Raw genomic sequence first — 21414 nt, 5'->3', positions numbered from 1 at the left:
AACGAATGACGAACGACACCAATATCCGGCTGGAGTGCTTGAAGCCGGCCGAGCGGTGGGCGCAGCCGACCGGCGAAGAGGTGCGCGAGGTGCTGCGCCTGGCCGGCCTCACCGGCGGAAAGGCCGCGAAGGTGCTGGGCCTCGGCCCGAAGGGCGACCGGACGATCCGGCGCTGGGTGGGTGAGGACACCCCGATCCCCTATGCGGCTTGGGCGCTGCTGTGCGACTACGCCGGCCTCGGGCTGATCTGGAAAGAGGATTGACGCCAGGAGAAGAGGTTTTAGCGGCTAAAGTGTCCGCATCGGGCTACGGTAAAGCGAAAATAGTTTAGCTAAAGTGCTTGACAGGATAGGACATTTTGTCCTAATATAGCACTTGAAGGCCGGGCATTCCGCCCAGGTCGATTACCGGAGAGTTCCGATGAGCAAGAACAAGATCATGCCTTGGGTTGACGCCCTGCCGAACGTGCAAGCCACCGACTTCCAAGCTCGCCGCGACCAGATCGAGGCCACGATGGCCGAGGCTGCCGAGCTGGTGAAGCAGGCGGAAGAGCTGCGCGGCAAAGCCTATTTCGCCGCCTTGAGCCTGGAGGCCAGTGCCAAGGGTGAATGGTCGAGCCAAGTGGTCGAGCAGGCCAAGCGTAGCGTCGGCTGGTAAGGGAAGGCGGCCCGGCTTCGGCCGGGTCATCCACGGAACGCCAAGAGGAAACAGTCCCATGAGCAAAGGCAAGATCGAGATCATCGAGACGTGCTGCCGGCGCTGCGGCAAGAGCATCCGCACCTTGAGCCACAGCATCATCGGCGCCGATGATGCCCGCGAGAAGTTCGGCAGCATCTGCGGCGGCTGCATCACGCCGGAGGAAGATAACGAGCTGACGGAAATGCTGCTGGCGGCGGCCGTGCGACGCATGAGCGGAGCGACGCTGCAATGACGGCATTCCACACGTTCGACGGCCCCAGGTGGAGGAACGCCCCGGAGTGATCCGGGGCGCTTGGCCTGGTGCTGGCACACCGTAACCATGCTTCCGAGTGGGAGCATCCAGCATTCAACACGTAACCGCGTGGAGGGTCAAGCCATGTCCAACATCGTCAAGTTCCCCAGGGCCAGCAAGCCGCCGGCTCCCGAGCCGGTGCAGTCTGCCGCGCCCGCTGCTGCGCCTGCCGCATCCAAGGCCGAAGGCCGGGGCCTGGTGGCCGGCCTGGTTAAGTTCGTATGGGTGGCGACCGTGCTGGTCTGGCCGGTGCTCAAGTGGGTGCTGGCGATCATCACCTTCTTCCAGTTCGTGCGGATGCTCTACCACTGGAACACGCCCGGCGTGTATGCCGGCTGGTCGTTCCTGGCGTACTTCGCGGCACTGACCGCGATCACCTACTTCGTTTCGATCTACAAACCGAAAGGGCTTTGACATGGCAAAGCAGACCCTCCCCTACCCGCCTGGCTTCGTGGAGCCGACCACTGGCCGCGTGGCTGTCCTGGTGCGCGAGTACGCGGACAGCGACTTGAACGGCGACGCGCCGGCCTACTGGTACAGCGCGCAATCCGAAGAATGGGGCCTTGACCCCTGGCGTCTCGTGGAGGGCGTCGATCCGCACGTGGGCGGCGGTTCCTTCGACGTGTGCTTTGCCAGCGGCGGCACGCGAACCGTAGGCCCGCTGATGACGTTCTTCCTCAGTGCCGCCCATGCGGCACAGCTCACTGACGCCAAGGGGGAAGAGTTGGCCTTGCGGCGCGCCACCCTGGCGGTCATCGCGGCCGGGCTGGGGTTGCCTGTCGAGGCGCTGCGCATCGAGGCGAAGGTGGAGGGCCGGCCGGCCGTGTTCTACGAACAGGACGGGGCCACGCTTTGCGCGTGCGCGGTGGATTCCGACCACTGGCGGCAGGCGCGGGCGACGGCCGCGACGGCAGCGGCCATCGACAAGGCGCGGACAAATTTTTAGCCGCTAAAACGCTTGACGGCTTCGCATGGTTTAGCTAAACTTCTGCACATGGTCGGCGGCTGGCACCGCCATTTGTTCAACAAACCGGGTGTGGAGTGTTATGGGTGCAATCCATGAAGAAACGGCTAACCGAAGCCCAATTCCAGACGGCCATCAAGGGGCTGGAGATCGGGCAGCAGACCATCGACATAGCGCGCGGCGTGCTGGTCGATGGCCGGCCCCAAGCGGAGTTTGTCACTTCGCTGGGGCTGACCAAGGGGGCAGTGTCGCAGGCGGTCAGTCGCGTTTGGGCGGCAGCGGGGGGGCAGCTCCCCGAGGGCTTCGAGCGAGTGACGGCGGTACTGCCGGAGCATCAAGCGTTCATCGTCAAGAAGTGGGAAGCAGACGCCAAGAGGAAACAGGAACCCAAGTCATGAAAACACTGGTCACGGCAATTCAGAAGGGCGGTCAGGGCAAGACGTTCGCCACCTGCCACCTGGCATTCGACTTCCTGGAGCGCGGCCTTCGCGTGGCCGTGATCGACCTGGACACCCAGGGCAACGCATCGTTCACGCTGTCGGCGTACCAATCGGGCTACCTCGCCAGCCAGTTGTTCACCGGAAACACCGACGACCTTCGGTATTGGTTCGGCAAACGCGAGGGCGAGAGCCTGGCGCTGATCGCGGCAGACGCCAACCTGGCGAACCTGGACAAGATGGAGCTGTCCCAGGCGGCCGCCGCGCTGCGGGCCAGCGTGGCCGCGCTGGGCGAGTTCTTCGACGTGTGCCTGATCGACACGGCCCCCTCCCTTGGCGTCGCCATGACGGCGGCCGTGCTGACGGCCGACTACATGCTGTCGCCCATCGAAATGGAGGCGTACAGCTTGCAGGGCATGAAGAAGATGGTCGCGGTCATCAGCAACCTGCGCAAGCAGAACCCCAAGCTGCGTTTCCTCGGCATGGTGCCGAACAAGGTGGACGCGCGGAAGCCGCGCCACGTCAACAACCTGGCGACGTTGCAGCAGGCATACCCGCAGCTCATCTTGCCGTTCAGCATCGGCGCGCGTGACAGCATCGCCGAGGCGCTGGGCGAGCAAATGCCGGTGTGGAAGATCAAGAAGACCGCCGCGCGGAAGGCCACCCAGGAGGTGCGTGCGCTGGCGGATTACGTGTTCACGAAGATGGAGATCGCGCAATGAGCGCCAAGACCAACGCCAAGAAGAAGGAACAGGACAAGCCGCAATCGTCCGGGCTGGGCCTGGACGGGCTGGGCGACCTGGCCGGCCTGCTGAACGAGCAGCCGGCGGCCAACGCCGGCGGCGCAGGCCCGCAGGAGCTGCCGCTTGACCTGATCGACGAAGACCCGCACCAGCCGCGCACGGCCGACAACCCCGGCTTCTCGCCGGAGAGCATTGCGGAGATCGGCGAGACGATCAAAGCGCGCGGCGTGAAGTCGCCCATCAGCGTGCGCGAGAACCCGGACGCACCGGGGCGCTACCTCATCAACCACGGCGCGCGGCGCTATCGCGGCTCGAAGTGGGCGCACAAGACCACGATCCCGGCCTTCATCGACAACGACTACAACGAGGCCGACCAGGTTATCGAGAACCTGCAACGCAACGAGCTGACGGCGCGCGAGATCGCCGACTTCATCGGCCGCGAGCTGGCGAAGGGCAAGAAGAAGGGCGAGATCGCCAAGGAGATTGGCAAGTCGCCGGCCTTCGTCACGCAGCACGTCACGCTGCTGGACTTGCCCGAACCCATTGCCGAGGCGTTCAACAGCGGCCGGGGCAAGGACGTGACTGTCATCAACGAGCTGGTGACGGCCTACAAGAAGAACCCCGACGAGGTGGCCGCCTGGCTGGCCGACGACAGCCAGGAACTGACGCGCGGCTCGGTGAAGCTGCTGCGCGAGTTCCTGGAGGACAAGCGCAGTCACGAGGACGGCGACCGCGATCCGAACACCGTTGATGCGCTGACCGGCAAGACCGACGCCGAAGCCGGCGACGGCGAGCAGGGGCCGCAGGATGATGACGCCAAGGGGAAGAAGGAGCCGAAGGAGGCCGACCCCGACAAGCTCAAGAAGGCCATCATCCAGGTCAAGCACGACGACCGGCCGGCACGGCTGATCCTCAACCGCCGGCCCCCGGCCGAGGGCTGGGCCTGGCTCAAGTACGAGGATGACGGGCAGGAGTTCGAGGCCGACCTTGGCACCGTGCAGCTTGTCGCGCTGCTGGAGGGCTGACGCGCCCAGCGCCGGGCATCGCCGACCACCGACCCCACCCATCGCCCCGCCATCGAGCGGGGCTTTTTTTCGCCCGCGTTTTAGCCGCTAAAAAAAGTTCAGCTAGGGGTTTGGGGAGCAATGGAACCAAAAACCAACGTAAGCTCTGAATCCCACCGTAAAGGGGCTTTCCGATCTCCAGCTCACCCGCCAGGCATTACTCTCTGATCAGTGCCTCGATGATCGGGCAGATCGTTCCGCCGTCTCCCGCATCACATTGCTGCACCAGTTCGCCTAACAGTTGCTGCATGACGACCAAGTCGGCCATCTTCTGCTCGATCAACGCGAGCTTGCGTGCAGCCCGTGCTCGCGTTTCGGCACAGGCGCACGACTCATCCAGCGTCAGCAGTCCACCGACTTCCGAGAGCGTGAAACCCAGCGCCTGAGCCCGCTTGATGAAACGCAGTCGCTTCACCATGTCCACCGGATAGCGCCGATGGCCACCCAAGGGTTTGGCTGGTTCATCCAGCAGCCCGCGTCGCTGGTAGTAGCGGATCGTCTCGACGTTCACCCCGGCGGCGTCTGCCAGCTTGCCAATGGTCAGCTCTGTGGCCATCACTTTCTCCTTGATTCCGTACTTTGGTACGGAGTTTAGAATAGCACCTAGGCAATCAGGCTCAGGAGATGGGAATGGGGATGCAACTCACCGGGAAAGGCTCGCTGGTCGCGAGTTCGCTGACCGCCATCGGTGCGTCGGTGTGCTGTGTCGGGCCACTGGTGCTGTTGGCACTCGGTGTCGGCGGTACGTGGGTGGGCGCTCTGACCATGATGGAGCCACTACGCCCCCTCTTCATCGGGTTGACTCTACTGTTCCTGGGATTGGCATTCCGCAAGCTCTACCTGGTGCCACAGGTTTGTACGCCAGGTACACCCTGCGCCGATCCGCGCACGCTCGTGCGACAGCGACTCGTGTTCTGGATCGTCAGCGTGCTGCTGCTCGGCCTATTGGCCGTGCCGTGGCTCGCCCCGCTGTTCTACTGAAGGAGATTAACCATGCGCAAACTGCTGATCGCCGTGCTTTTCGCCTTGCCCTTCGTGGCGCTGGCGGCTCCCCCGAAAACCGTCACGCTCGACGTGCAGAACATGACGTGCGGACTCTGTCCGATCACGGTCAAGAAGTCGCTGGAGAAGGTGTCCGGCGTGAGTGACGTCCAGGTCAATTTCGACCAGAAGACGGCGACCGTCACCTACGATCCCGATAAGGCCCAGCCCGAGGCACTGACTGAGGCGACCGCGAACGCGGGATACCCCTCCACAGTGCAGAAGTGAGGTCACGATGAGCGCCATTGTCCTTGAGTCCGTGCTGACTTGCCCGCGCTGCGGCTTCGCCAAGCCGGAAACCATGCCCACGGACGCCTGCCAGTTCTATTACGAGTGCAGCAACTGCAAGGCGCTGCTGCGCCCCAACCCAGGGGATTGCTGCGTTTTCTGTTCGTTCGGCTCGGTGAAGTGCCCGCCGATCCAGCAGCAGCTTGGGTGTTGCTCATAGCGTTTAGGGGGATCACAGGTCGTCGTCTGGATTACGCAGTGGCCGCAGCTCGCCGCGCGCAACTTCTTCCGGTACCGCAAAGGAATACCGCCCGAGCATGTTGATGTGCTCGTAGATCAGCGGCGATAGCCGGGCCAAATCCTCTTCCAGCACTGGATAGCCGTGCTGCTTGAGCCGTTCCACGGCCGCCGTCATGTAGAGGGTGTTCCACAGCACGATGATGTTCACCACCAGGCCCAGAGCACCGAGCTGGTCTTCCTGGCCTTCGCGGTAGCGCTGGCGGAGCTCGCCGCGTTTGCCGTGGAACACGGCGCGGGCCAGGCTGTGCCGGCCTTCGCCTCGGTTCAACTGGGTCAGGGTGGCGCGGCGCTTGGACTCGTCGTCGATATAGGTCAACGTGTGCAGAGTCTTTTCGATCCGCCCGAATTCGGCCAGCGCCTGGGCCAGCCGGGTGGGTCTATCTCCCGTTTGCAGCGTGCGCATGATGCCAGTCGCCGGCACCCGGCCGAGTTTGAGCGAGCCGGCCAGGCGCAGCAGGTCGTCCCAGTGCTCGGCGATCAGGTCGAGTTTGACCGACTGGCGGGCCAGCCCGTTGAGCTTGCCGTAGTCCGCGTCCGGGCGCGTGCGCCAGAAGCGGGTACCGCCGACATCGGCCAGCCGCGGACTGAAGTGGTAGCCAAGTAGGCGGAAGAGCCCGAACACCACATCGCTGTAGGCCCCGGTGTCGGTCATGATTTGCGTCGGCTGCAACTCGGTCTGCTGTTCCAGCACGACCGCCAGCAACACCAGGCTGTCGCGCAGCGTGCCGGGCACGGTGATGGCGTTGAGGCCGGAGAATTGGTCGGAAATCAGGTTGTACCAGGTGACACCCCGGCCGGTGCCGAAATACTTCGGATTGGGGCCGGCATGCACGGTGCGCACCGGTACGACGAAGCGCATGCCATCGGCGGAGGCGACCTCGCCGCCACCCCAGACTTGGGCCAGTTCCAGTTGGCTTTGCGCTCCGACCAGGATGGCGTTAGCCGCTGACAGGGTGTCGTCGCGGATATAATTCTGGCTGACCCAGGACAGCCGGTCACGGCGCAGCGCCGGGTTGTCGGTGCGGATCAAGGGCTCCAGGCCGGTGTTGCAGGCCCCGCCCAACAGCACCGCGCAGAGGCTGGTGACCAGGTTGTCGGCGCGTGCATTGCGTTCGGAGACATGGGTGAAGGCCTCGGAAAAGCCAGTGCGGGCGGCGATTTCCAAGAGGATTTCCGGCAGATCGACACGCGGCATCAGGTCAGACACGGCCGCCCGCAGTTGCAGCAACGAGCAGGGCTCGTCCAGCTTGTCCAGCGCCCCGAGCGACAGTTCGGTCTTGCCCTCGGTGTTCTCGCTCAGTTGAATCGCCGGGTTGTCGGGCAGGCGCGCGGCTACTGCCAGCCAGGTTGCATCCAGCTCGACGGACAAGGCGTCCAGGGTGGTTTTGGCGTCGATGGTCAGGCCCAGTGACCGGCAGATGATCGGTCGCGCCGCCAGCCATTCGGCACCGTCGAGCAGGCCAAGGCGCGGGTCGGCATAGCGCCAACTGGGCGAGACGAAGACATCGCGGCGGCGCAGGGCCGTGCGCAGCGCATCGAGCGTGCAGAACACATAGGCACCCATGTCGAGGGAGCCATCTTCGCGGGTGATGTGCTTCTGCCAAGCCTTGGCCACGATCTCCTGCGGCGCGTCATCCTCTGGCTTCCGGCGCGGCAGGTTCAGTTGCAGCCACTCCAGACTAGCCGCCACGCCCTTGCCGGCCGGGCTGAAGCCGAAGCGGATGTGCTTGAGCAGGTCGGGCAGGAAGCGGCGCACGCTGCGGTAGCGCGCTTCCAATGCAAGAAAATAGACGTCATCTACCGGGCGGATCAGCGCGTTGACCTCTTCCAGGGCCTTTTCCAGGGTGGTCCTCGGCAGGTCGTTGAACAGCCGGGCGCGCACGTTGTCATCGCTGATCGAGCTGTCCAGCACGACCTTGCACGCGGCGGCGAGCGTCGCGGCCGACCGATCCAGGTCTTTCAGGCTGCGCATGCGGGCTTTCTTGTCGGCCTTCTCCGCGTTGCTGAACAGGTCGCGCAGCAAGGCCTCCAGGACTTCCAGTGCGTCGTCGTGCGCAGTCGCCTCCAGGCAGAGTGCGAAGGCCACCAGTGTCGCCATCCGCCGCGACGCCGGCAGCCGATTAATCGCGGTGACCTTGGCCGTGTTGGCGAAGCGGGCCAGGGCGGCGATACGGCTGGGAGGGATGTGCGCCGCCGCCGGCAAGGTGATGCCGATGCCGCGCACGTCATCGAGCCGGCGCAGTGCCCGAATCAACGCGGGGCCACTGACCATGACCGGGCCGGAGCGCAATTGATCCAGCCGGGAGCTGCGGTTGCCTTCGGCCACCGTCAGCAAGTCTTGCAGTTGCAATCGCTGTTCCTCAGTCACGCTGCGGCCCAGCGTAAACCAGAGGCGTTCTTCGACCCGACTGCGCAACTGGGCGATAAAGCGCTCTAGTTGAGACACACCAGGCAGGAGGACTTTCTGTGTGAACAGCCACGAGGTGGCTCGCTCAAACAGCACTCCCGGCCGGTCGGTGCCCGTCCAGCAGAGGGCATACAGCCAGCGGCTCAAGCGAAAGCCGATGCCCGGATCGGTGAAATGACGATAGCCAAAGCGGTTCTGAATATCGGTGGCATGTATCCAGCGGCGATGATCGCTATAGCGCTGGAGGCAGTCGGGGTCTGGAATCGCCAGTTGTCGGCAAAGCACCTGCAGGACTTCCACCGGCACGGCGGCGGGCTTGTCCGGCAGAACGCCAACGAAGCGGACGGTGGTCAGCAGAACGGCATAACCCAGACGGTTATGGTTACCCCGCAGCACCTGGATGGCTTCACGGTCTTCATCGCTCAGGTGGAAGTAACGTTCCAGCTCTTCACGGCTGGGCGAATCAACATAGCGGCCAAAACCGTCGCGTTGCTCTTGAGTCAGAAAACCGACCGGCATTGATCACAGCACCTCGACGCAGAACACGGCGGGCGTGACGATCCGCGTGCGTTCGATGTGCCCGCGTTGCAGCAGGCCGGCGCGGCGATCACCGGTTACCAGGTAGTCCGCATCGCCCGCCAAGGCCATGGCCAGCAAAAACGAGTCATCCGGATCATCGGCTTCGACCTCGATGGTCAGGCGCTCCAGTACCACAGCCCGTTGCAGGTTATTGATCATGGCGCCCACCTTGGCGGGCTGTAGGATGGCCTGAAGCTTGGGATAGCGGCTGGCTCGACGAATTTCATCGAGTTGCATCCGCGAGGTCACCACCTCGAAACGCGCCGCCCGCCAGGCACGGTAGATCGCATCGGGCGCGCCATGTGGCGAGATCAGGGCGCTGAACAGGATGTTGGTATCCAACACGACCCGCATCAGCGCTTACGTGCCCAGTCGAGCGCTTCGTCAACCGCGTTGGTCAATTCTGCCTCACTCAGATGGGCGTTAGCGGCCTTGGCCTGCTCAGCGCTCAGCTCCAGGATGTGTGCCCGTACCGCTTCTTCGATGAAGCGCGACAGGTCGCCCTTACGGCCGCCGCCCTGGCTGGCCAGAAACATCCGAAGCGACTGGTCGGTGTCGGCCGAGACGGCGACATTCCAGCGAATGGTATTCATAGCGTTCTCCGCTAATAGGTGTTTGTGTGTTTATACGCCAATCACAAAGGGCGATGCAATGGTTCGACAAAACGAAGGTTTTGCCGAACTCTATCGAGGAATGGCTCGGTTCGTTAAGCTCCCCGCGCTACGGTTCAAATAACTGGTACGCTTAATCAAAGTTCAACTATTACTAACGTAGTCGAGTAAACAGTACTTTTGATGAAGATCGGTTATGCGCGAGTGAGCACTCGGGATCAGAAAGCCGACCTACAAGTCGATGCCCTGAAACAGGCCGGGTGCGAACGCATCTACCAAGACATCGCCAGCGGCGCGAAAAGCGCCCGGCCGGAGTTGGACAAACTGCTGGCCAACGTGCGGCCGGGTGATGCCGTGGTGATCTGGAAGCTGGATCGCCTTGGGCGTTCCCTCAAGCACCTGGTCGAGTTGGTCGGCGAGCTGGCAGAGCGCAAGGTCGGCTTACAGAGCCTGAATGACCCCATCGACACCACCCACGCCCAAGGCCGCCTGGTGTTCAACCTGTTCGCCTCGCTGGCGGAGTTCGAGCGCGAGCTGATCCGCGAGCGGACTCAGGCGGGTCTGTCGGCCGCACGGGCGCGTGGCCGGATCGGTGGCCGTCCCAAGGGCCTGCCAGCCAAGGCTGAGGCCACCGCCATGGCGGCCGAAACCCTCTACCGCGAAGGTCGCCTGAGCGTCAGCGCGATCGGCGAGAAGCTGCACATCTCCAAGAGCACGCTGTACAGCTACCTGCGCCACCGTGGTGTCGAGATCGGCGCGTACCAGAAGAGCGCCAGGTCACGCGACCAGCAGCCTTCGGCCGCGTCGCCGGCAGAGCCGCCCGCCGCCGAGCGGGTGGCCACCGTCACCCTGCGCCTCGCGGTGGTGAATAACAGCAAGTTCGTGCGCGGCCGGAAGCGGGCCACGGAGAACATTGAGCGCTACTGCCTGGAGCCCTATGGCATGAAGCGGCTGGATGCCGGCCACTATGAGTTGACCATTCCGTATCGGAGCGACGATGAGCTGGACAAGAGCGTGCATGACCTGCTGACCGAGATCAGCCAGGAGGCCGACATGCGCAACTGTTTTGTCGAGATGGGCGCCTGGGAAGAAGACACCGAAAAGCGTTGGTAGGGCTTACGTTGGTTTTTGGTTCCATTGCTCCCCAAACCCCTGTTTCCACGCCTTCAGCCACCACATCCATGCCCAGCCCGTGCGCAAGCTGAATCACGGTGTGCACGATGGTTTGGTCGCGGCGGTCGTTGGCGAGCCCGGCGACAAACGATTGGTCGATCTTGAGCGTGCTGATTGGGCAGCACTTCAGATGTTGCAGACAGGAATACCCCGTCCCGAAGTCATCGGCGGCGAAGCGCACACCGATCTGCCGCAAGGCGTCCAGGGCGGGGAAGATCGCCGGATCACCAAACGCGACCGATTCGGTCAGCTCGATTTCGAGATACTCGGCGGGCAACTCGGCATCAGCCAGCACGCCCTTTACCCACCCGTCGAAGTCCGGTCCCACTTGGCTCGCCGAAACATTGACGGCCAGCCGGAACGGTCGCCATGCCAGCATTCGCCAGTCACGCATCTGGCGGCAGGCTTCGCCCAGCACCCAAGCGCCGATTTCAGGCATCAGGCCGGACGATTCGACCACGGGCAGGAACTGGCCCGGTGGCAATAGTCCAAGCGTCGGATGACGCCAGCGCAACAGGGCTTCCGCGCCGACAATCCCACCACTGCGCAGATCGACGACGGGCTGGTAGTGCAGTTCAAGCTGCCCGCGCTCGACCGCTTGGGCCAGTTCCGGCGTCGTCCATCCATCCGGCCGGAAAGCGCTCATTCTCTTTCCCTGAATGCCCGCAACGCCCGCGACAGGGACAGAAGGAACAGGCCGGTCAAACCGAGCGCCGCGATGACCCAATGCTCGCCGAGGAAAGCACCGGCGGTTGTGCCGGCCAGCACGACAGCGAGGATGGGCAGGTGGCAGGGGCAAGTCAGCACAGCCAGTCCGCCCCACAGGTAGCCGGTGATCGGTTTGTGCGTCTCGGACGGCAAGCGCTCGGGGTTGTTCATGGCAGACTCTCCGCGTGCTGTGCCGGCTCGGTCGGCAGGGTGGCCAACTGCACTTCCAGATCGGCCAACGCTTCGCGCCGACGCTCGACGAACTGACGCAGCAGGGCAAGCTGCGCGGCCGCTTCGTCGCCGTCCGCCGCATCCAGCGCCCGGCACAGCCGCGCCAGCGCGTCGAGGCCGATGCCCGCCTCGAAGGCCGCCCGCACGAAGCACAGCCGTTGCAAGGCGGCGTCATCGAACAAGCCGTAGCCGCCTGGTGTGCACGCCACCGGGCGCAGCAATCCGCGCAGCAGGTAGTCGCGCACGATATGCACGCTCACCCCGGCATCAAGAGCCAGCCGGGACACCGTGTAGGCGTTCATTGAACACCTCCTTTTTCTCACCCGGCGCAGCAGGAAAGCTGCTTCACATCCTTGTTGAAGGTCTGCGCCGCGAGCTTCAACCCCTCGACCATCGTCAGGTAGGGGAACAACTGGTCGGCCAGTTCCTGCACCGTCATGCGGTTGCGAATGGCCAGAGCCGCCGTCTGGATCAGTTCACCCGCTTCCGGCGCGACCGCCTGTACGCCGATCAGCCGATGGCTGCCTTCCTCGATAACCAACTTGATGAAGCCGCGTGTGTCGAAGTTGGCGAGCGCACGCGGCACGTTGTCCAAGGTCAAGGTGCGGCTGTCGGTCTCGATCCCGTCGTGGTGGGCTTCCGCCTCGCTGTAGCCCACGGTCGCCACTTGCGGATCGGTGAACACCACGGCCGGCATTGCGGTCAGGTCGAGCGCCGCATCGCCGCCGGTCATGTTGATCGCGGCACGGGTGCCGGCCGCTGCCGCCACATAGACGAACTGCGGCTGGTCGGTGCAGTCGCCGGCCGCGTAGATGTTCGGGTTGCTCGTGCGCATGCCTTGGTCGATGACGATGGCACCTTGCGCATTGACAGTGACCCCCGCTGCGTCCAGCGCGAGGCTGCGCGTGTTCGGTGTCCGACCGGTGGCAACCAGCAGTTTGTCGGCGCGCAATTCACCGTGCGTGGTGGTCAGCACGAATTCACCGTCCATATGGGCGACCTGGCTGGCTTGCGTGTGCTCCAGCACCTCGATGCCCTCGGCACGGAAAGCGGCTGTCACCGCCTCGCCGATGGCCGGGTCTTCACGGAAGAACAAGGTATTGCGCGCCAGGACCGTGACCTTGCTGCCCAGCCGGGCAAAGGCTTGCGCCAGCTCCAGCGCCACCACCGACGAGCCGATTACGGCAAGGCGTTCGGGAATGGTGTCGCTCGCCAGGGCCTCGGTGGAAGTCCAGTAGGGTGACTCTTTCAAGCCCGGAATCGGCGGGACCGCCGGGCTGGCACCCGTGGCGACCAGGCAGCGGTCGAACATCACGACGCGCTCGCCACCCTCGTTCAAACGGACGGTAAGGCTCTGGTCGTCCTTGAAGCGCGCCTCACCGTGCACAACGGTGATGGCCGGATTACCGCCCAGGATGCCTTCGTACTTGGCGTGCCGCAGTTCGTCGACGCGGGCCTGCTGCTGGGCCAGCAGCTTACTGCGGTCAATCGTAGGCACAGTTGCCGCAATACCGCCATCGAACGGGCTTTCCCGGCGCAGATGGGCGATGTGGGCGGCGCGGATCATGATCTTGGACGGCACACAGCCGACATTGACGCAGGTGCCGCCGATGGTGCCGCGCTCGATCAGCGTGACCTGCGCGCCTTGCTCGACGGCCTTCAGCGCCGCCGCCATCGCGGCTCCACCGCTGCCAATGACCGCTACCTGCACCGGGGGCTCGTTGCCACTGTGCTTATCGGCGGCGGCCATCCATCCCCGCACCTTGTCGAGCAGTCCGACGCGGTTGTCCGCCAGTGGCGCATCGGCTAGCGTTGCCTTGTAGCCCAGTCCGGCCACGGCGGCAGTCAGCGCGTCCGGCGATGTGCCCGGCACGATGGCGAGTTGCGCTGTGCCCTTCGGATAGGACACCAGCGCCGACTGCACGCCTGGCACTTTTTCCAGCGCTTCCTTGACGTGCGCCGCGCACGAGTCGCAAGTCATGCCGGTGATTTTTAGATGGGTCATGCAACAGATCCTTTATCGTTTGTGGCGCCAGACAATGACGTCCGTTGTGCTGCGGTGCCGTTTTCAGTGACTCACTGCTTGACGCTGGACGGATAGCCCGCGTCTGCGGTTGCCTTGGTCAGCTTCTGCACGCTGGTCTTGGCATCGTCGAAGGTGACGACCGCTTGGCGTGTCTCGAAAGTCACGTCAACTTTGCTGACGCCTTCGACCTTGGAAATCGCCTTCTTGACAGTGATCGGGCAGGCGGAGCAGGTCATGCCCGGTACGGACAGCGTGACGGTCTGGGTGGCGGCCCAGACGGGGGCAACAACGGCGGCGAGGGCGAGGGAGGCAAACAGTTTCTTCATGGTGAACTCCGATCAGTAGAAAAATGGCATGACGTAGGGAAATCCGAGCGCGACCAGAACCAGCGCGGCCACGATCCAGAAAATGAGCTTGTAAGTAGCTCGCACTTGGGGAATCGCGCAGACCTCACCCGGTTTGCAGGCCGCTGCCTGCCGGTAGATGCGCCGCCAGGCGAAGAACAACGCCACCAGCGCCACGCCGATAAAGATGGGGCGATAGGGTTCCAACACCGCCAAGTTGCCGATCCAAGCGCCGCTGAACCCCAAGGCGATCAGAACCAACGGCCCGAGGCAGCAAGCCGAGGCGAGGATGGCGGCAAGCCCTCCAGTGAAGAGCGCGCCGCGCCCGGTTTTTGGTTCAGACATGCGCTTGTCCTTTCGAATTGAAATTGGATAGCGTAACCTTACTTCCGTACTCATGTACGGAGTCAAGCGATATGGAAAACAATTTGGAGAACCTGACCATTGGCGTTTTCGCCAAGGCGGCCGGGGTCAATGTGGAGACCATCCGTTTCTATCAGCGCAAGGGCTTGTTGCTGGAGCCTGACAAGCCCTATGGCAGCATCCGCCGCTATGGCGAGGCGGATGTAACGCGGGTGCGCTTCGTGAAATCAGCCCAGCGGCTGGGCTTCAGCCTGGATGAGATCGCCGAGCTGCTGCGGCTGGAGGATGGCACCCATTGCGAGGAAGCCAGCAGTCTGGCCGAGCACAAGCTCAAGGACGTGCGCGAGAAAATGGCTGACCTGGCGCGCATGGAGGCCGTGCTGTCTGAGTTGGTGTGCGCCTGCCATGCGCGAAGGGGGAACGTTTCCTGCCCGCTGATCGCGTCACTACAGGGTGGAGCAAGCTTGGCAGGTTCGGCTATGCCTTAGCGTGCTTTATTTTCCGTTTTCTGAGACGACCCCGGGTCAAGGGGTTGGTGCGGCCCGCAGCGCAGCGAGGACACGGCCCCTTGACGCGGATGCTGTTGAATAGCCTCTACGTGTGGGTAGGTTCAAGGGCGTAGCCCACCGAGCCTGCCCACGCGGCCAGTCCGGCAAGATCGGACGCGGGAAGCCCGAAACCGGCAAGGTTTCGCGGTCGCCGAAGGCTTGAAATCCACCACTCAAACGCTGGAAACACGCGAGGACGACAACCGCTTAACCGCCGCAACGAAGTCGAGCCGCAAGAGGTGCATAGCCAGATCAATCGCACCGCCACCACCTTTGTCTGCACGGGTATCGAAAAACTTGGCACCAGTCACCAGCAGCTCGAAAACCTGGCCACCAACTGCAACATGCAACCGGATCGTGGCCGCATCCTTCACCGGCTGAAAATCCGGATCGAGCTTCCAGTGCAGCCCGAGGGCATCAAGAGCTTTTGTCACAACCATCGACCGAAGCGACTCCAGCAGCTCGGGGCTAAATGATCTCTTTGCCATCACCAACAAACCTCCATCCATCACCCCGAGGGGGAAGCCGCCCGATGGGCGGCAGGGCTACTACTTCGCGCCTTCGGCGCTGCGCGTCGGCCCGTGGATAACTCTGGCGAGTTACCCACCGCCCTCCTTACGGCTACTCGCATTTAAAAAATGCTGGGGCTACTCAAAAGCGAAAGCCCCCCAGACAGCACTACGAAGAATCGAGAGGCTCCAAATCCAACCCCTTGGCAATCAAATCAACCAACGAGGCACGGGGGGCAGATACCTGATGTACACCATGCTTAACATCCGATCTGGGTGCTGCGACCACCTCCAATACGGCGACAACTGCTGGCTTGAGCACTTCGGTCAGGACATGCTTATAGGCCGCGACGGTCTGTCGAGAGAGGCCCGCCAGACGCGCAATAGCGACTTGAGTGAGAGCTTCGCCCTTCTGCTGGAGCTGACGGCACGCAGCCCGAACCTTGGACTCCGTGGCCTTCTGCCTGACCTCGTGCGTGCGTGCGGCTGCAAGTCGCTGCCGCTCAACCAGCGGCAAGTCCTTATCGAGCTGCATCACGCCTCGATGGCAGCGGCTATCGCCTCTGTAGCGATCCCATGTCCAGCGGGCGACCGATTTCACCGTGGCCCGCAGCGAGGACAGGGGCAGGTCGCCGGAAAAGCCGAGCTTCTGGAAACTGTTGCGGTTATGTGCGTAGGCTTCCAGCAAGCGGGTGAAGGACGAGAATGACCCCTTTTCGCGCTCGCGGTTGACAATGGAATAGGCGTAGTAGCGCAGGTGCTCGAACAAGATGCAGTGCCGCGAATGGCTGACCTCATCGAGCTGCGGCCCTTTACCCCACGGCGAGGACACGGCCAGCTCCACATAGTCGGCCAGCTCGCCCAGCTCATACGTGTGGCTGTGTATCTCCCATGTCAGCCACCACGGATGGCCGGGAGTTTTGGCGACCGGCCCGCTGTGGAAGTCTGTGTCAGCGTCCAGACGGGCGGCGAACGCCTCGTAGATCGCCTTCATGTAGGCGATGGGTTTGGAGCGGGCGCTTTCTGTCGTGCAAACGGGGGGGATGGCGTAGTACAGGTGGCTATGGCCACTCTTGCGGTTGCGCACGATCAGGTTGGGGGCTGGCAAGCCCGCATCCTCCCAGATGAGCGCGTTTGCGTGATCGAGGTCGAAGATCAGCCAGCTCACCATGCCCGGTCGATTGACCTGCATGTAGGGATAGCGAATCGCGTACTCACGAGGACGGATGCGCGTAGCGGTCTTATCGTCGGAGCACCGGGGCAGGTACGGAGCTTCAAGCAGCACGCGATTCAGGGCGGTGCCGCCCTGAAAAAAACGCTGTGTCGGTGCTTCGTCGCGTGCTGCGACAGTGGATTGTCGAGCCATACCCCTCCGCTGCCCGCGCAAAAACGCGGGCAAAAACTTGCCTACCGGGGGGTTGGGACGTAGAATGAGGGCCTGTGATGGTTCCCTCGGGTGAGACACCGACCGCCAAGTCGATTGCCCCTCCGGCTTTGTTTCTCTACGTCTCCAAGCCCCCCGAAACTTTGCACAAAGCCCCGCGCCAACGGGGCTTTTGCTTTTTCGGTGCCTTGTCTCTGGTGCTACTCGATAGCTCTAACTCCTCAAACGCCCAGCTTGCCTTGAGCACTGCGCCCAAATCCACGCCGAGCTGATGCCTTCTTGCCGCGAGAAACGAACCCTCTCGCATCCAGCTTGAACTCATTGATACCGCAGTCCTGCATTGCGGAAACCAAACCATCAATACTGGTGAAATAACGAGGCTCAGTCCCCCTCGCCGTACCCAGAATCCGCTCACCATCACCGACGAGCGCAACCCCAACCAGTAAGCCTTGGCCGTCATCATCGAGTCGGATCACCGCACCTGTAACAGCACCGGTATCGACCAACTCGCGCAATGTCATTGGGCTAACGACGCCCTTTGGTTCTCTCATGGCCATCTTTATACCGCCTCCACGCCATACGTGCAAGTTATTCCATCGAGTATGGACTAGAGTCCACGTTCTCTGCCAGATAAGGAATTAGATAGCTAGCTAGCTTGATAGCTAGCTATCTTTCACTCAATACCGAAATGCTGTTTGAGCAACCGCTCAACGATCTCGGTTTCCGTCACTCGATGGCCCGGTACTGACTCCGCATTTGCGGCGTCCTTGAGGGCTTTGGCGATGTCCCACCGCATCCGAAAAAGCTTCTGGACGGTCGGCACGGGCGGCTCATCTGCGGCAGGTGCCGCAGATTTGGAAGCATCCCGATGCGCCTTGTCGGCAACATCTCCCGCTCCACCTTCCAGAAAAGCGGTCGGGTCTTTCAGTGGGGTGGCAATGCCTGTGAGGTCAGGTTTTCCGCGCATCTTCTTCACGCCGTCACCTCCTTGAAGAAGGCTTCCATTTCCGCAATCGCAGCCTGATCCTTGCCCAGCTCCTGCACGATCGCACCTTCGCCGATGGCGCGACGGAAGGCCACGCGCTCGCAAACCTTGGTCGGCAGCACAGTCAGCTCCTGCTCAGCCAGAAACTCCAGCATCTCAGCGGCGTCCTTGGTGCGCGGATCGACGCGGGTCAGCAACACGCGCACATCGAGGTCGGGGTTGTAGTCACGGGCCAGCTCGACCACTGTCAGCAGATCGGTCATGGCTGCGGCATCGAGGTTGGAGGCACCAATCGGAATAACTGCGCGTTGGGCGAGCAACAGAGCGGAACGCAACCCCACCGAGTCGCGGCCACCGGCATCCACCACGACATGCGAGAAGCCGCTGGCAAGCTGCTTGCCTTCGGCCAGGATCGCTTTGCCCGCGAGGCATGTCGTCGTCGGGCTGGGCGTGTAGCCCTCGTTCTCTCGCCGCCACGCGGCCCAGCTCGCGGCACTCGCCTGCGGGTCGCCGTCAATCAGCAAGGTCTTGCCCTGCCGGGCCAGCATCGTGGCGAGATGGACGGCGGTCGTGGTCTTTCCCACGCCGCCTTTGGTATTGACCACAGCAAAGATCGTCACGTCATCATCCTCCAGAGTTGAGCTAGATAGCTAGCTATCACAAGACACAACGAGATTATAGAGATAGCTAGCTAGCTATCACAAGAAGGAAACGAAAAATAAATATTTTTATGGTCTATAGTCCATCTACAAAACCATAAAACCCTTTATTTATGCGGGCTTCAGCGGTGTTTTATGTCCATGATTTAGATTTTGCATACCGTTGCAGCGATACGCGACAACACCTAGAATGACGGCATCTTGACCAATTTTGGGAGCTGGCAGCGATGGCACAGATGCCGTTTTCTCCGTGCGATGACGCAACGAATTGCACCGATCACAGCGTCGATATGCTGCGCAGCATCTTCGGCCCGGTGATTGACGCGCTGGTCACGGGAGCCGACCCGGATACCGTCAGCGCCGCGAGCAACGTCATCGCGACCATGATGGGCTTCTTTAATAGCGGCATCCTGATCGTGGGCACGCTCATCGTCAGCTACGTCGCAGTCATGGGAACGCTGAACACAGCCAACGATGGCGAAGTGATGGGACGCAATTGGTCATCGCTGTGGACACCCGTGCGGATCGTGGCCGGGGGCGCGGTGCTGCTCCCCACGGCTAGCGGTTTCAGCTTCATCCAGCTTGTCGTGCTGATGTTTGCGCTGTGGGGGGTAGGCTTTGCCAACGGCACTTACAAGACCGGGATGGCGATTGGCGTGCTGAATCCTGATGGAGTCGTGCAAGGAGTCAATGATCCGGGGAGCTTCTACGGGCTGCGCGACTTCGGTAAGCAGTACCTCGCCGCATCCTATTGCGCCCGCGCAGCAAACCAGATTTATCCCGGCGCGCAGGTTAGTGCAGCCCCCAGTGCCGACAAAACCAGTACGAATGGCGGGCGCACCGAATACCTCTTCCATATCAAGGATCGAAACGCCACGACGAACTTGGGGGGTGGAGAACCGCTGTGCGGCACTGTCAGCATCAGCCAGTACACCGCCCAGCCCGCAAAAGACACAACCGGGATTGAAGCAGCTCTGGAGCAGCTCCGAGTGGCGGCGCAGAACGCCAAGATTCAGGCCGCTACCAAACTCATGGGCGATCTGGAGGCATGGGTAAACACATGGCCGAATGACATCTCGGGTGATTGGTCAAACGTGGATTCAGCAACGTTCAACGAACTGGTGAATGCCGCGGAAACTCAAGTAGCAGCGGCCCTCATGGCTGCACTGAGTGACACAACTGGTGTGAAATCAGGATTCCAATCGCTCGCCACGTCACTGACGGATGAAGGCTGGGCGATGTCTGGAGGCTGGTATCAGCGCGTCGGAGAAGTACGTGGGCGCATCACAGCCATCACATCAGAGTCGGTTGGCTCTGTCTCTGCCCCGTCGCTGTCCGCACTGCCCGCTGATGCAGCGGCCAGCCGACTTATCGGATCGGTGACAACGGTAACTGAGGCCATCAGCAAAAAGTCGGAAGCGAAGGGAAATTACAAGGCTCCGACCAGCGGCCCCGGCGACCTCACCAGCGTAATCCCCAAGGACGCTCAGTCCGACATCAACATCGGCTCGATTAACGCCGATTTCGACGCCAAGGTGAGCCTCTGGATCAACAGCTTGATGGAAAGCATGGTCGAGATGGCGACCGGCGCGAACACCTCTGGCACCACACCTCTCTGCGGCACCGCTGGCCAGATGGGAGGCTCTCTCAACCGCATGAAGTGCGTCGGTGACTACCTCACGGTTGCCCGCGCCGGGATCGGCGCGGCAGATGTGGCGATCAAGACGGGAGCGACCGCGTTGCGCGTCGTCGCTGGCACGCTCTCATCCGTCAAAGGCGTCGGCACCGGCCTCGATCTCGACAAGGTTGTGACGCCGATCTGGGATTGGGTGATCGAGGTGCCCGTCAAGCAGCTTGCCATGATGGCCTCGTACATCGAACCGATGGCCTTCTACTTTGGCGTTTTTCTGCCCAGCCTGCCCTACGTAATTTTCATGACAGTGGTGGTCGGCTGGATTCTGGCGGTGCTCCAGTCGATCATTGCAGCGCCCCTGTGGGCGGTCATGCACATGACACCTGACCGCACTTTTGTCGGCAGCCAATCGCAAGGCTACCTGCTGCTGCTGTCGCTGTTCGCCCGCCCGGCGCTGGCCGTAGTCGGCCTGTTCGCCGCCATGCTCGTCAGCGATCCGATCATCGACTTCATTGCCAAGGGCTTCTTTGCCATGCGCGGTGCAGTGGTGACATCGACTGGGACGGTCGGCGCAATCGCGTCATTCCTGAGCTTTGCTTGGTGGTTCATGGTGTTCGGGCTGACCCTCCTGCCCGTGCTTTACATGACCTTCGGCCTGCCGCAAATCCTGCCGGATCATGTGCTGCGTTGGATCGGCGCTGGTGTGAGCGACCTCGGCGAAACGCAAGCAGTTGGACAGATGCGCAGTGGTATGGCCCATGCGGCATCCAGCGGCGCTCTACCAAGCGGGGGAGGAAGTCCGTCGCGACGTATTGGTGGCCACGGTGGAGGCGAGTTGCTCCCCGGCAATGGCAGTGGTGATACGCCGCCCACTGGCAATGGCGGAGGCGTTCGCGGTAGCACGACGCCAAAACGGGCACTGCTGAGTGCAGGCGACCAAGGCGTTGCCCCGCCAGCACCGGATGCTTCTGTACCGCCACCTCAATCGGATAACCGCTCCGGTAGGCAAAAAGTCAGCGATGCTGCTGGAGTCGGGCTGGGCCGCGCCATCACCGGCACCGTAGGTGCGAGCGCCCGGAGTGTAGCTCGTGCCACTGATGCAGCGATCTCGACCGGCAGTGCCGGAGTCGCAGCATTCCGAGATGCAGCCAATAGCGGCGCAAGCCTTGGGCAACGTGTCCGAGCAGGTCTGGTTGGTGCAGGCGCAGCCGCCGTTACTGGATTTGGCGGTGCCGCGACCGCCTCCGCCAATGATTACGCCGCATCAGGCCGCACGGCCCTTGCCGAAGGTAAAGCAGCCTACTCCGAAGGAGCCGACGCACGCATCGCAGCCTACAAGGAGTCGCTGCACGGCGAAACCGTCAGCACAGGCAGCGAAGGCGTCATTGGCGACTCAGGGAGCATTGACCAGTCCTATGACAGCCGCTACTCGGCTCCCCCGACCGATACCGATAGCGGCGAAACCTCGCCGGACAAGGAGTGATGA

28 protein-coding genes and 1 pseudogene are annotated in these 21414 nt (G+C 62.6%); 14 read left to right on the top strand and 15 right to left on the bottom strand.

The window, feature by feature from the left end:
* Positions 1–5 precede the first annotated feature (5 nt).
* From korC to C2U37_RS24405, 8 genes are all read left to right on the top strand, one after another.
* Complete coding sequence (gene korC, locus C2U37_RS24440; RefSeq protein ID WP_011222111.1) at positions 6–263, top strand: transcriptional repressor KorC; 258 nt, start codon at positions 6–8, stop codon at positions 261–263.
* 157 nt (positions 264–420) lie between these two features.
* Positions 421–657 (top strand): stable inheritance protein KleA, encoded by a 237-nt coding sequence (gene kleA, locus C2U37_RS24435; RefSeq protein WP_011222110.1) that lies wholly within the window; start codon positions 421–423, stop codon positions 655–657.
* Positions 658–715: 58 nt separating this feature from the next.
* Positions 716–931 carry a DUF2688 domain-containing protein gene (locus C2U37_RS24430; RefSeq protein ID WP_011222109.1) on the top strand — a complete coding sequence of 72 codons (216 nt, stop codon included), beginning with the start codon at positions 716–718 and terminating at the stop codon, positions 929–931.
* A gap of 144 nt (positions 932–1075) precedes the next feature.
* Positions 1076–1405, top strand: coding sequence for a KleE stable inheritance protein (gene kleE / locus C2U37_RS24425; protein ID WP_087866456.1), 330 nt, complete (start codon positions 1076–1078; stop codon positions 1403–1405).
* A gap of 1 nt (position 1406) precedes the next feature.
* Positions 1407–1937, top strand: coding sequence for a DUF2761 domain-containing protein (locus C2U37_RS24420; RefSeq protein ID WP_011222107.1), 531 nt, complete (start codon positions 1407–1409; stop codon positions 1935–1937).
* Positions 1938–2050: 113 nt separating this feature from the next.
* Positions 2051–2353, top strand: coding sequence for a transcriptional regulator KorA (locus C2U37_RS24415; protein WP_000746876.1), 303 nt, complete (start codon positions 2051–2053; stop codon positions 2351–2353).
* Positions 2350–3114: a ParA family protein gene (locus tag C2U37_RS24410; RefSeq protein ID WP_011222106.1), complete on the top strand. Its 765-nt coding sequence runs from the start codon at positions 2350–2352 to the stop codon at positions 3112–3114. Before C2U37_RS24415 ends, C2U37_RS24410 begins: the two co-directional genes overlap by 4 nt.
* Positions 3111–4160 carry a transcriptional repressor gene korB gene (locus tag C2U37_RS24405; protein ID WP_011114060.1) on the top strand — a complete coding sequence of 350 codons (1050 nt, stop codon included), beginning with the start codon at positions 3111–3113 and terminating at the stop codon, positions 4158–4160. The genes C2U37_RS24410 and C2U37_RS24405 overlap by 4 nt, the downstream gene beginning before the upstream one ends.
* Positions 4161–4356: 196 nt before the next feature.
* On the opposite strand, the gene merR is transcribed toward C2U37_RS24405, so the two are convergent.
* A complete protein-coding gene (gene merR, locus C2U37_RS24400; RefSeq protein ID WP_003089120.1) occupies positions 4357–4755 on the bottom strand; it encodes an Hg(II)-responsive transcriptional regulator in 399 nt (132 codons plus the stop codon).
* Positions 4756–4829: 74 nt separating this feature from the next.
* Here merR and C2U37_RS24395 point away from each other — a divergent pair, with 74 nt between their 5' ends.
* From C2U37_RS24395 to C2U37_RS24385, 3 genes are read left to right on the top strand one after another with little or no spacing between them, the layout of a single operon-like run.
* Positions 4830–5180 (top strand): mercuric transporter MerT family protein, encoded by a 351-nt coding sequence (locus C2U37_RS24395; protein WP_003089115.1) that lies wholly within the window; start codon positions 4830–4832, stop codon positions 5178–5180.
* 12 nt (positions 5181–5192) lie between these two features.
* Positions 5193–5468, top strand: a complete 276-nt coding sequence (merP, locus tag C2U37_RS24390) for a mercury resistance system periplasmic binding protein MerP (RefSeq protein ID WP_003150552.1) — start codon at positions 5193–5195, stop codon at positions 5466–5468.
* A 7-nt stretch (positions 5469–5475) separates the two neighbouring features.
* Positions 5476–5688 carry a GDCCVxC domain-containing (seleno)protein gene (locus C2U37_RS24385; RefSeq protein ID WP_003089113.1) on the top strand — a complete coding sequence of 71 codons (213 nt, stop codon included), beginning with the start codon at positions 5476–5478 and terminating at the stop codon, positions 5686–5688.
* Between the two features lie 12 nt (positions 5689–5700).
* On the opposite strand, the gene C2U37_RS24380 is transcribed toward C2U37_RS24385, so the two are convergent.
* The 3 genes from C2U37_RS24380 to C2U37_RS24370 are packed head-to-tail and all read right to left on the bottom strand — an operon-like array spanning position 5701 to position 9347.
* Positions 5701–8694, bottom strand: a complete 2994-nt coding sequence (locus tag C2U37_RS24380; RefSeq protein ID WP_003299771.1) for a Tn3 family transposase — start codon at positions 8692–8694, stop codon at positions 5701–5703.
* Positions 8695–8697: 3 nt separating this feature from the next.
* Complete coding sequence (locus C2U37_RS24375; protein ID WP_003150546.1) at positions 8698–9108, bottom strand: putative toxin-antitoxin system toxin component, PIN family; 411 nt, start codon at positions 9106–9108, stop codon at positions 8698–8700.
* Positions 9108–9347 carry a ribbon-helix-helix domain-containing protein gene (locus tag C2U37_RS24370; protein WP_003089107.1) on the bottom strand — a complete coding sequence of 80 codons (240 nt, stop codon included), beginning with the start codon at positions 9345–9347 and terminating at the stop codon, positions 9108–9110. Before C2U37_RS24370 ends, C2U37_RS24375 begins: the two co-directional genes overlap by 1 nt.
* A gap of 201 nt (positions 9348–9548) precedes the next feature.
* On the opposite strand from C2U37_RS24370, the gene C2U37_RS24365 reads away from it, so the two are divergent.
* Positions 9549–10478 (top strand): recombinase family protein, encoded by a 930-nt coding sequence (locus C2U37_RS24365; protein ID WP_003150544.1) that lies wholly within the window; start codon positions 9549–9551, stop codon positions 10476–10478.
* Between the two features lie 40 nt (positions 10479–10518).
* Here C2U37_RS24365 and C2U37_RS24360 read toward each other — a convergent pair.
* From C2U37_RS24360 to merT, 6 genes and pseudogenes are all read right to left on the bottom strand, one after another.
* A pseudogene (locus tag C2U37_RS24360) lies at positions 10519–11184 on the bottom strand (putative bifunctional diguanylate cyclase/phosphodiesterase); the annotation flags it as partial.
* Positions 11181–11417: a broad-spectrum mercury transporter MerE gene (gene merE / locus C2U37_RS24355; RefSeq protein WP_003132004.1), complete on the bottom strand. Its 237-nt coding sequence runs from the start codon at positions 11415–11417 to the stop codon at positions 11181–11183. The pseudogene C2U37_RS24360 and the gene merE, both read right to left, overlap by 4 nt.
* Entirely contained in the window at positions 11414–11779 is a 366-nt protein-coding gene (gene merD, locus C2U37_RS24350) for a mercury resistance co-regulator MerD (protein WP_000995360.1), read from the bottom strand. The genes merE and merD overlap by 4 nt, the downstream gene beginning before the upstream one ends.
* Before the next feature lie 17 nt (positions 11780–11796).
* Positions 11797–13482 (bottom strand): mercury(II) reductase, encoded by a 1686-nt coding sequence (gene merA, locus C2U37_RS24345; RefSeq protein WP_104453336.1) that lies wholly within the window; start codon positions 13480–13482, stop codon positions 11797–11799.
* 71 nt (positions 13483–13553) lie between these two features.
* A complete protein-coding gene (gene merP / locus C2U37_RS24340; RefSeq protein ID WP_003131987.1) occupies positions 13554–13829 on the bottom strand; it encodes a mercury resistance system periplasmic binding protein MerP in 276 nt (91 codons plus the stop codon).
* 12 nt (positions 13830–13841) lie between these two features.
* A complete protein-coding gene (gene merT, locus C2U37_RS24335) occupies positions 13842–14192 on the bottom strand; it encodes a mercuric ion transporter MerT (protein ID WP_003131974.1) in 351 nt (116 codons plus the stop codon).
* A 71-nt stretch (positions 14193–14263) separates the two neighbouring features.
* Here merT and C2U37_RS24330 point away from each other — a divergent pair, with 71 nt between their 5' ends.
* Positions 14264–14698, top strand: coding sequence for a mercury resistance transcriptional regulator MerR (locus tag C2U37_RS24330; protein ID WP_003131969.1), 435 nt, complete (start codon positions 14264–14266; stop codon positions 14696–14698).
* A 233-nt stretch (positions 14699–14931) separates the two neighbouring features.
* Here C2U37_RS24330 and C2U37_RS24325 read toward each other — a convergent pair whose 3' ends face one another.
* The 5 genes from C2U37_RS24325 to C2U37_RS24305 all read right to left on the bottom strand — a co-directional run bounded on the left by C2U37_RS24325 (position 14932) and on the right by C2U37_RS24305 (position 18256).
* A complete protein-coding gene (locus tag C2U37_RS24325; protein WP_203452588.1) occupies positions 14932–15246 on the bottom strand; it encodes a hypothetical protein in 315 nt (104 codons plus the stop codon).
* A gap of 190 nt (positions 15247–15436) precedes the next feature.
* A complete protein-coding gene (locus tag C2U37_RS24320; protein ID WP_104453335.1) occupies positions 15437–16633 on the bottom strand; it encodes a replication initiation protein in 1197 nt (398 codons plus the stop codon).
* Between the two features lie 239 nt (positions 16634–16872).
* The gene (locus C2U37_RS24315; RefSeq protein WP_011222063.1) at positions 16873–17208 is read right to left on the bottom strand and encodes a hypothetical protein; all 336 of its coding nucleotides are present in this window, start codon (positions 17206–17208) and stop codon (positions 16873–16875) included.
* A gap of 116 nt (positions 17209–17324) precedes the next feature.
* A complete protein-coding gene (locus tag C2U37_RS24310; protein ID WP_206616164.1) occupies positions 17325–17627 on the bottom strand; it encodes a hypothetical protein in 303 nt (100 codons plus the stop codon).
* Positions 17624–18256: a ParA family protein gene (locus C2U37_RS24305; protein ID WP_004356341.1), complete on the bottom strand. Its 633-nt coding sequence runs from the start codon at positions 18254–18256 to the stop codon at positions 17624–17626. The genes C2U37_RS24310 and C2U37_RS24305 overlap by 4 nt, the downstream gene beginning before the upstream one ends.
* Positions 18257–18522: 266 nt before the next feature.
* Between C2U37_RS24305 and C2U37_RS24300 the strand changes: the two genes are divergently transcribed.
* A complete protein-coding gene (locus tag C2U37_RS24300; protein ID WP_104453334.1) occupies positions 18523–21411 on the top strand; it encodes a DotA/TraY family protein in 2889 nt (962 codons plus the stop codon).
* The last annotated feature ends 3 nt before the right edge of the window (positions 21412–21414 follow it).

Source organism: Aeromonas sp. ASNIH1 (genome assembly GCF_002934285.1).
GTDB lineage: Bacteria > Pseudomonadota > Gammaproteobacteria > Enterobacterales > Aeromonadaceae > Aeromonas > Aeromonas caviae.
Note: the sequence above shows the minus strand (reverse complement) of the source record. Positions and strands in the feature narration are given on the sequence as shown.

Excerpts from the sequence above, each read along its gene's own strand:
- kleE (WP_087866456.1), top strand. The coding sequence starts at position 1,076 with ATGTCCAACATCGTCAAGTTCCCCAGGGCCAGCAAGCCGCCGGCTCCC.
- C2U37_RS24365 (WP_003150544.1), top strand. The coding sequence starts at position 9,549 with ATGAAGATCGGTTATGCGCGAGTGAGCACTCGGGATCAGAAAGCCGAC.
- C2U37_RS24315 (WP_011222063.1), bottom strand. The coding sequence starts at position 17,208 with ATGGCCATGAGAGAACCAAAGGGCGTCGTTAGCCCAATGACATTGCGC.
- kleA (WP_011222110.1), top strand. The coding sequence starts at position 421 with ATGAGCAAGAACAAGATCATGCCTTGGGTTGACGCCCTGCCGAACGTG.
- C2U37_RS24395 (WP_003089115.1), top strand. The coding sequence starts at position 4,830 with ATGGGGATGCAACTCACCGGGAAAGGCTCGCTGGTCGCGAGTTCGCTG.
- merT (WP_003131974.1), bottom strand. The coding sequence starts at position 14,192 with ATGTCTGAACCAAAAACCGGGCGCGGCGCGCTCTTCACTGGAGGGCTT.
- C2U37_RS24300 (WP_104453334.1), top strand. The coding sequence starts at position 18,523 with ATGGCACAGATGCCGTTTTCTCCGTGCGATGACGCAACGAATTGCACC.
- C2U37_RS24330 (WP_003131969.1), top strand. The coding sequence starts at position 14,264 with ATGGAAAACAATTTGGAGAACCTGACCATTGGCGTTTTCGCCAAGGCG.
- C2U37_RS24420 (WP_011222107.1), top strand. The coding sequence starts at position 1,407 with ATGGCAAAGCAGACCCTCCCCTACCCGCCTGGCTTCGTGGAGCCGACC.
- merR (WP_003089120.1), bottom strand. The coding sequence starts at position 4,755 with ATGGCCACAGAGCTGACCATTGGCAAGCTGGCAGACGCCGCCGGGGTG.
- merE (WP_003132004.1), bottom strand. The coding sequence starts at position 11,417 with ATGAACAACCCCGAGCGCTTGCCGTCCGAGACGCACAAACCGATCACC.
- korC (WP_011222111.1), top strand. The coding sequence starts at position 6 with ATGACGAACGACACCAATATCCGGCTGGAGTGCTTGAAGCCGGCCGAG.
- merA (WP_104453336.1), bottom strand. The coding sequence starts at position 13,482 with ATGACCCATCTAAAAATCACCGGCATGACTTGCGACTCGTGCGCGGCG.
- C2U37_RS24325 (WP_203452588.1), bottom strand. The coding sequence starts at position 15,246 with ATGGCAAAGAGATCATTTAGCCCCGAGCTGCTGGAGTCGCTTCGGTCG.
- merD (WP_000995360.1), bottom strand. The coding sequence starts at position 11,779 with ATGAACGCCTACACGGTGTCCCGGCTGGCTCTTGATGCCGGGGTGAGC.
- C2U37_RS24380 (WP_003299771.1), bottom strand. The coding sequence starts at position 8,694 with ATGCCGGTCGGTTTTCTGACTCAAGAGCAACGCGACGGTTTTGGCCGC.
- merP (WP_003131987.1), bottom strand. The coding sequence starts at position 13,829 with ATGAAGAAACTGTTTGCCTCCCTCGCCCTCGCCGCCGTTGTTGCCCCC.
- C2U37_RS24385 (WP_003089113.1), top strand. The coding sequence starts at position 5,476 with ATGAGCGCCATTGTCCTTGAGTCCGTGCTGACTTGCCCGCGCTGCGGC.
- C2U37_RS24320 (WP_104453335.1), bottom strand. The coding sequence starts at position 16,633 with ATGGCTCGACAATCCACTGTCGCAGCACGCGACGAAGCACCGACACAG.
- C2U37_RS24375 (WP_003150546.1), bottom strand. The coding sequence starts at position 9,108 with ATGCGGGTCGTGTTGGATACCAACATCCTGTTCAGCGCCCTGATCTCG.
- C2U37_RS24410 (WP_011222106.1), top strand. The coding sequence starts at position 2,350 with ATGAAAACACTGGTCACGGCAATTCAGAAGGGCGGTCAGGGCAAGACG.
- C2U37_RS24430 (WP_011222109.1), top strand. The coding sequence starts at position 716 with ATGAGCAAAGGCAAGATCGAGATCATCGAGACGTGCTGCCGGCGCTGC.
- C2U37_RS24405 (WP_011114060.1), top strand. The coding sequence starts at position 3,111 with ATGAGCGCCAAGACCAACGCCAAGAAGAAGGAACAGGACAAGCCGCAA.
- merP (WP_003150552.1), top strand. The coding sequence starts at position 5,193 with ATGCGCAAACTGCTGATCGCCGTGCTTTTCGCCTTGCCCTTCGTGGCG.
- C2U37_RS24415 (WP_000746876.1), top strand. The coding sequence starts at position 2,051 with ATGAAGAAACGGCTAACCGAAGCCCAATTCCAGACGGCCATCAAGGGG.
- C2U37_RS24370 (WP_003089107.1), bottom strand. The coding sequence starts at position 9,347 with ATGAATACCATTCGCTGGAATGTCGCCGTCTCGGCCGACACCGACCAG.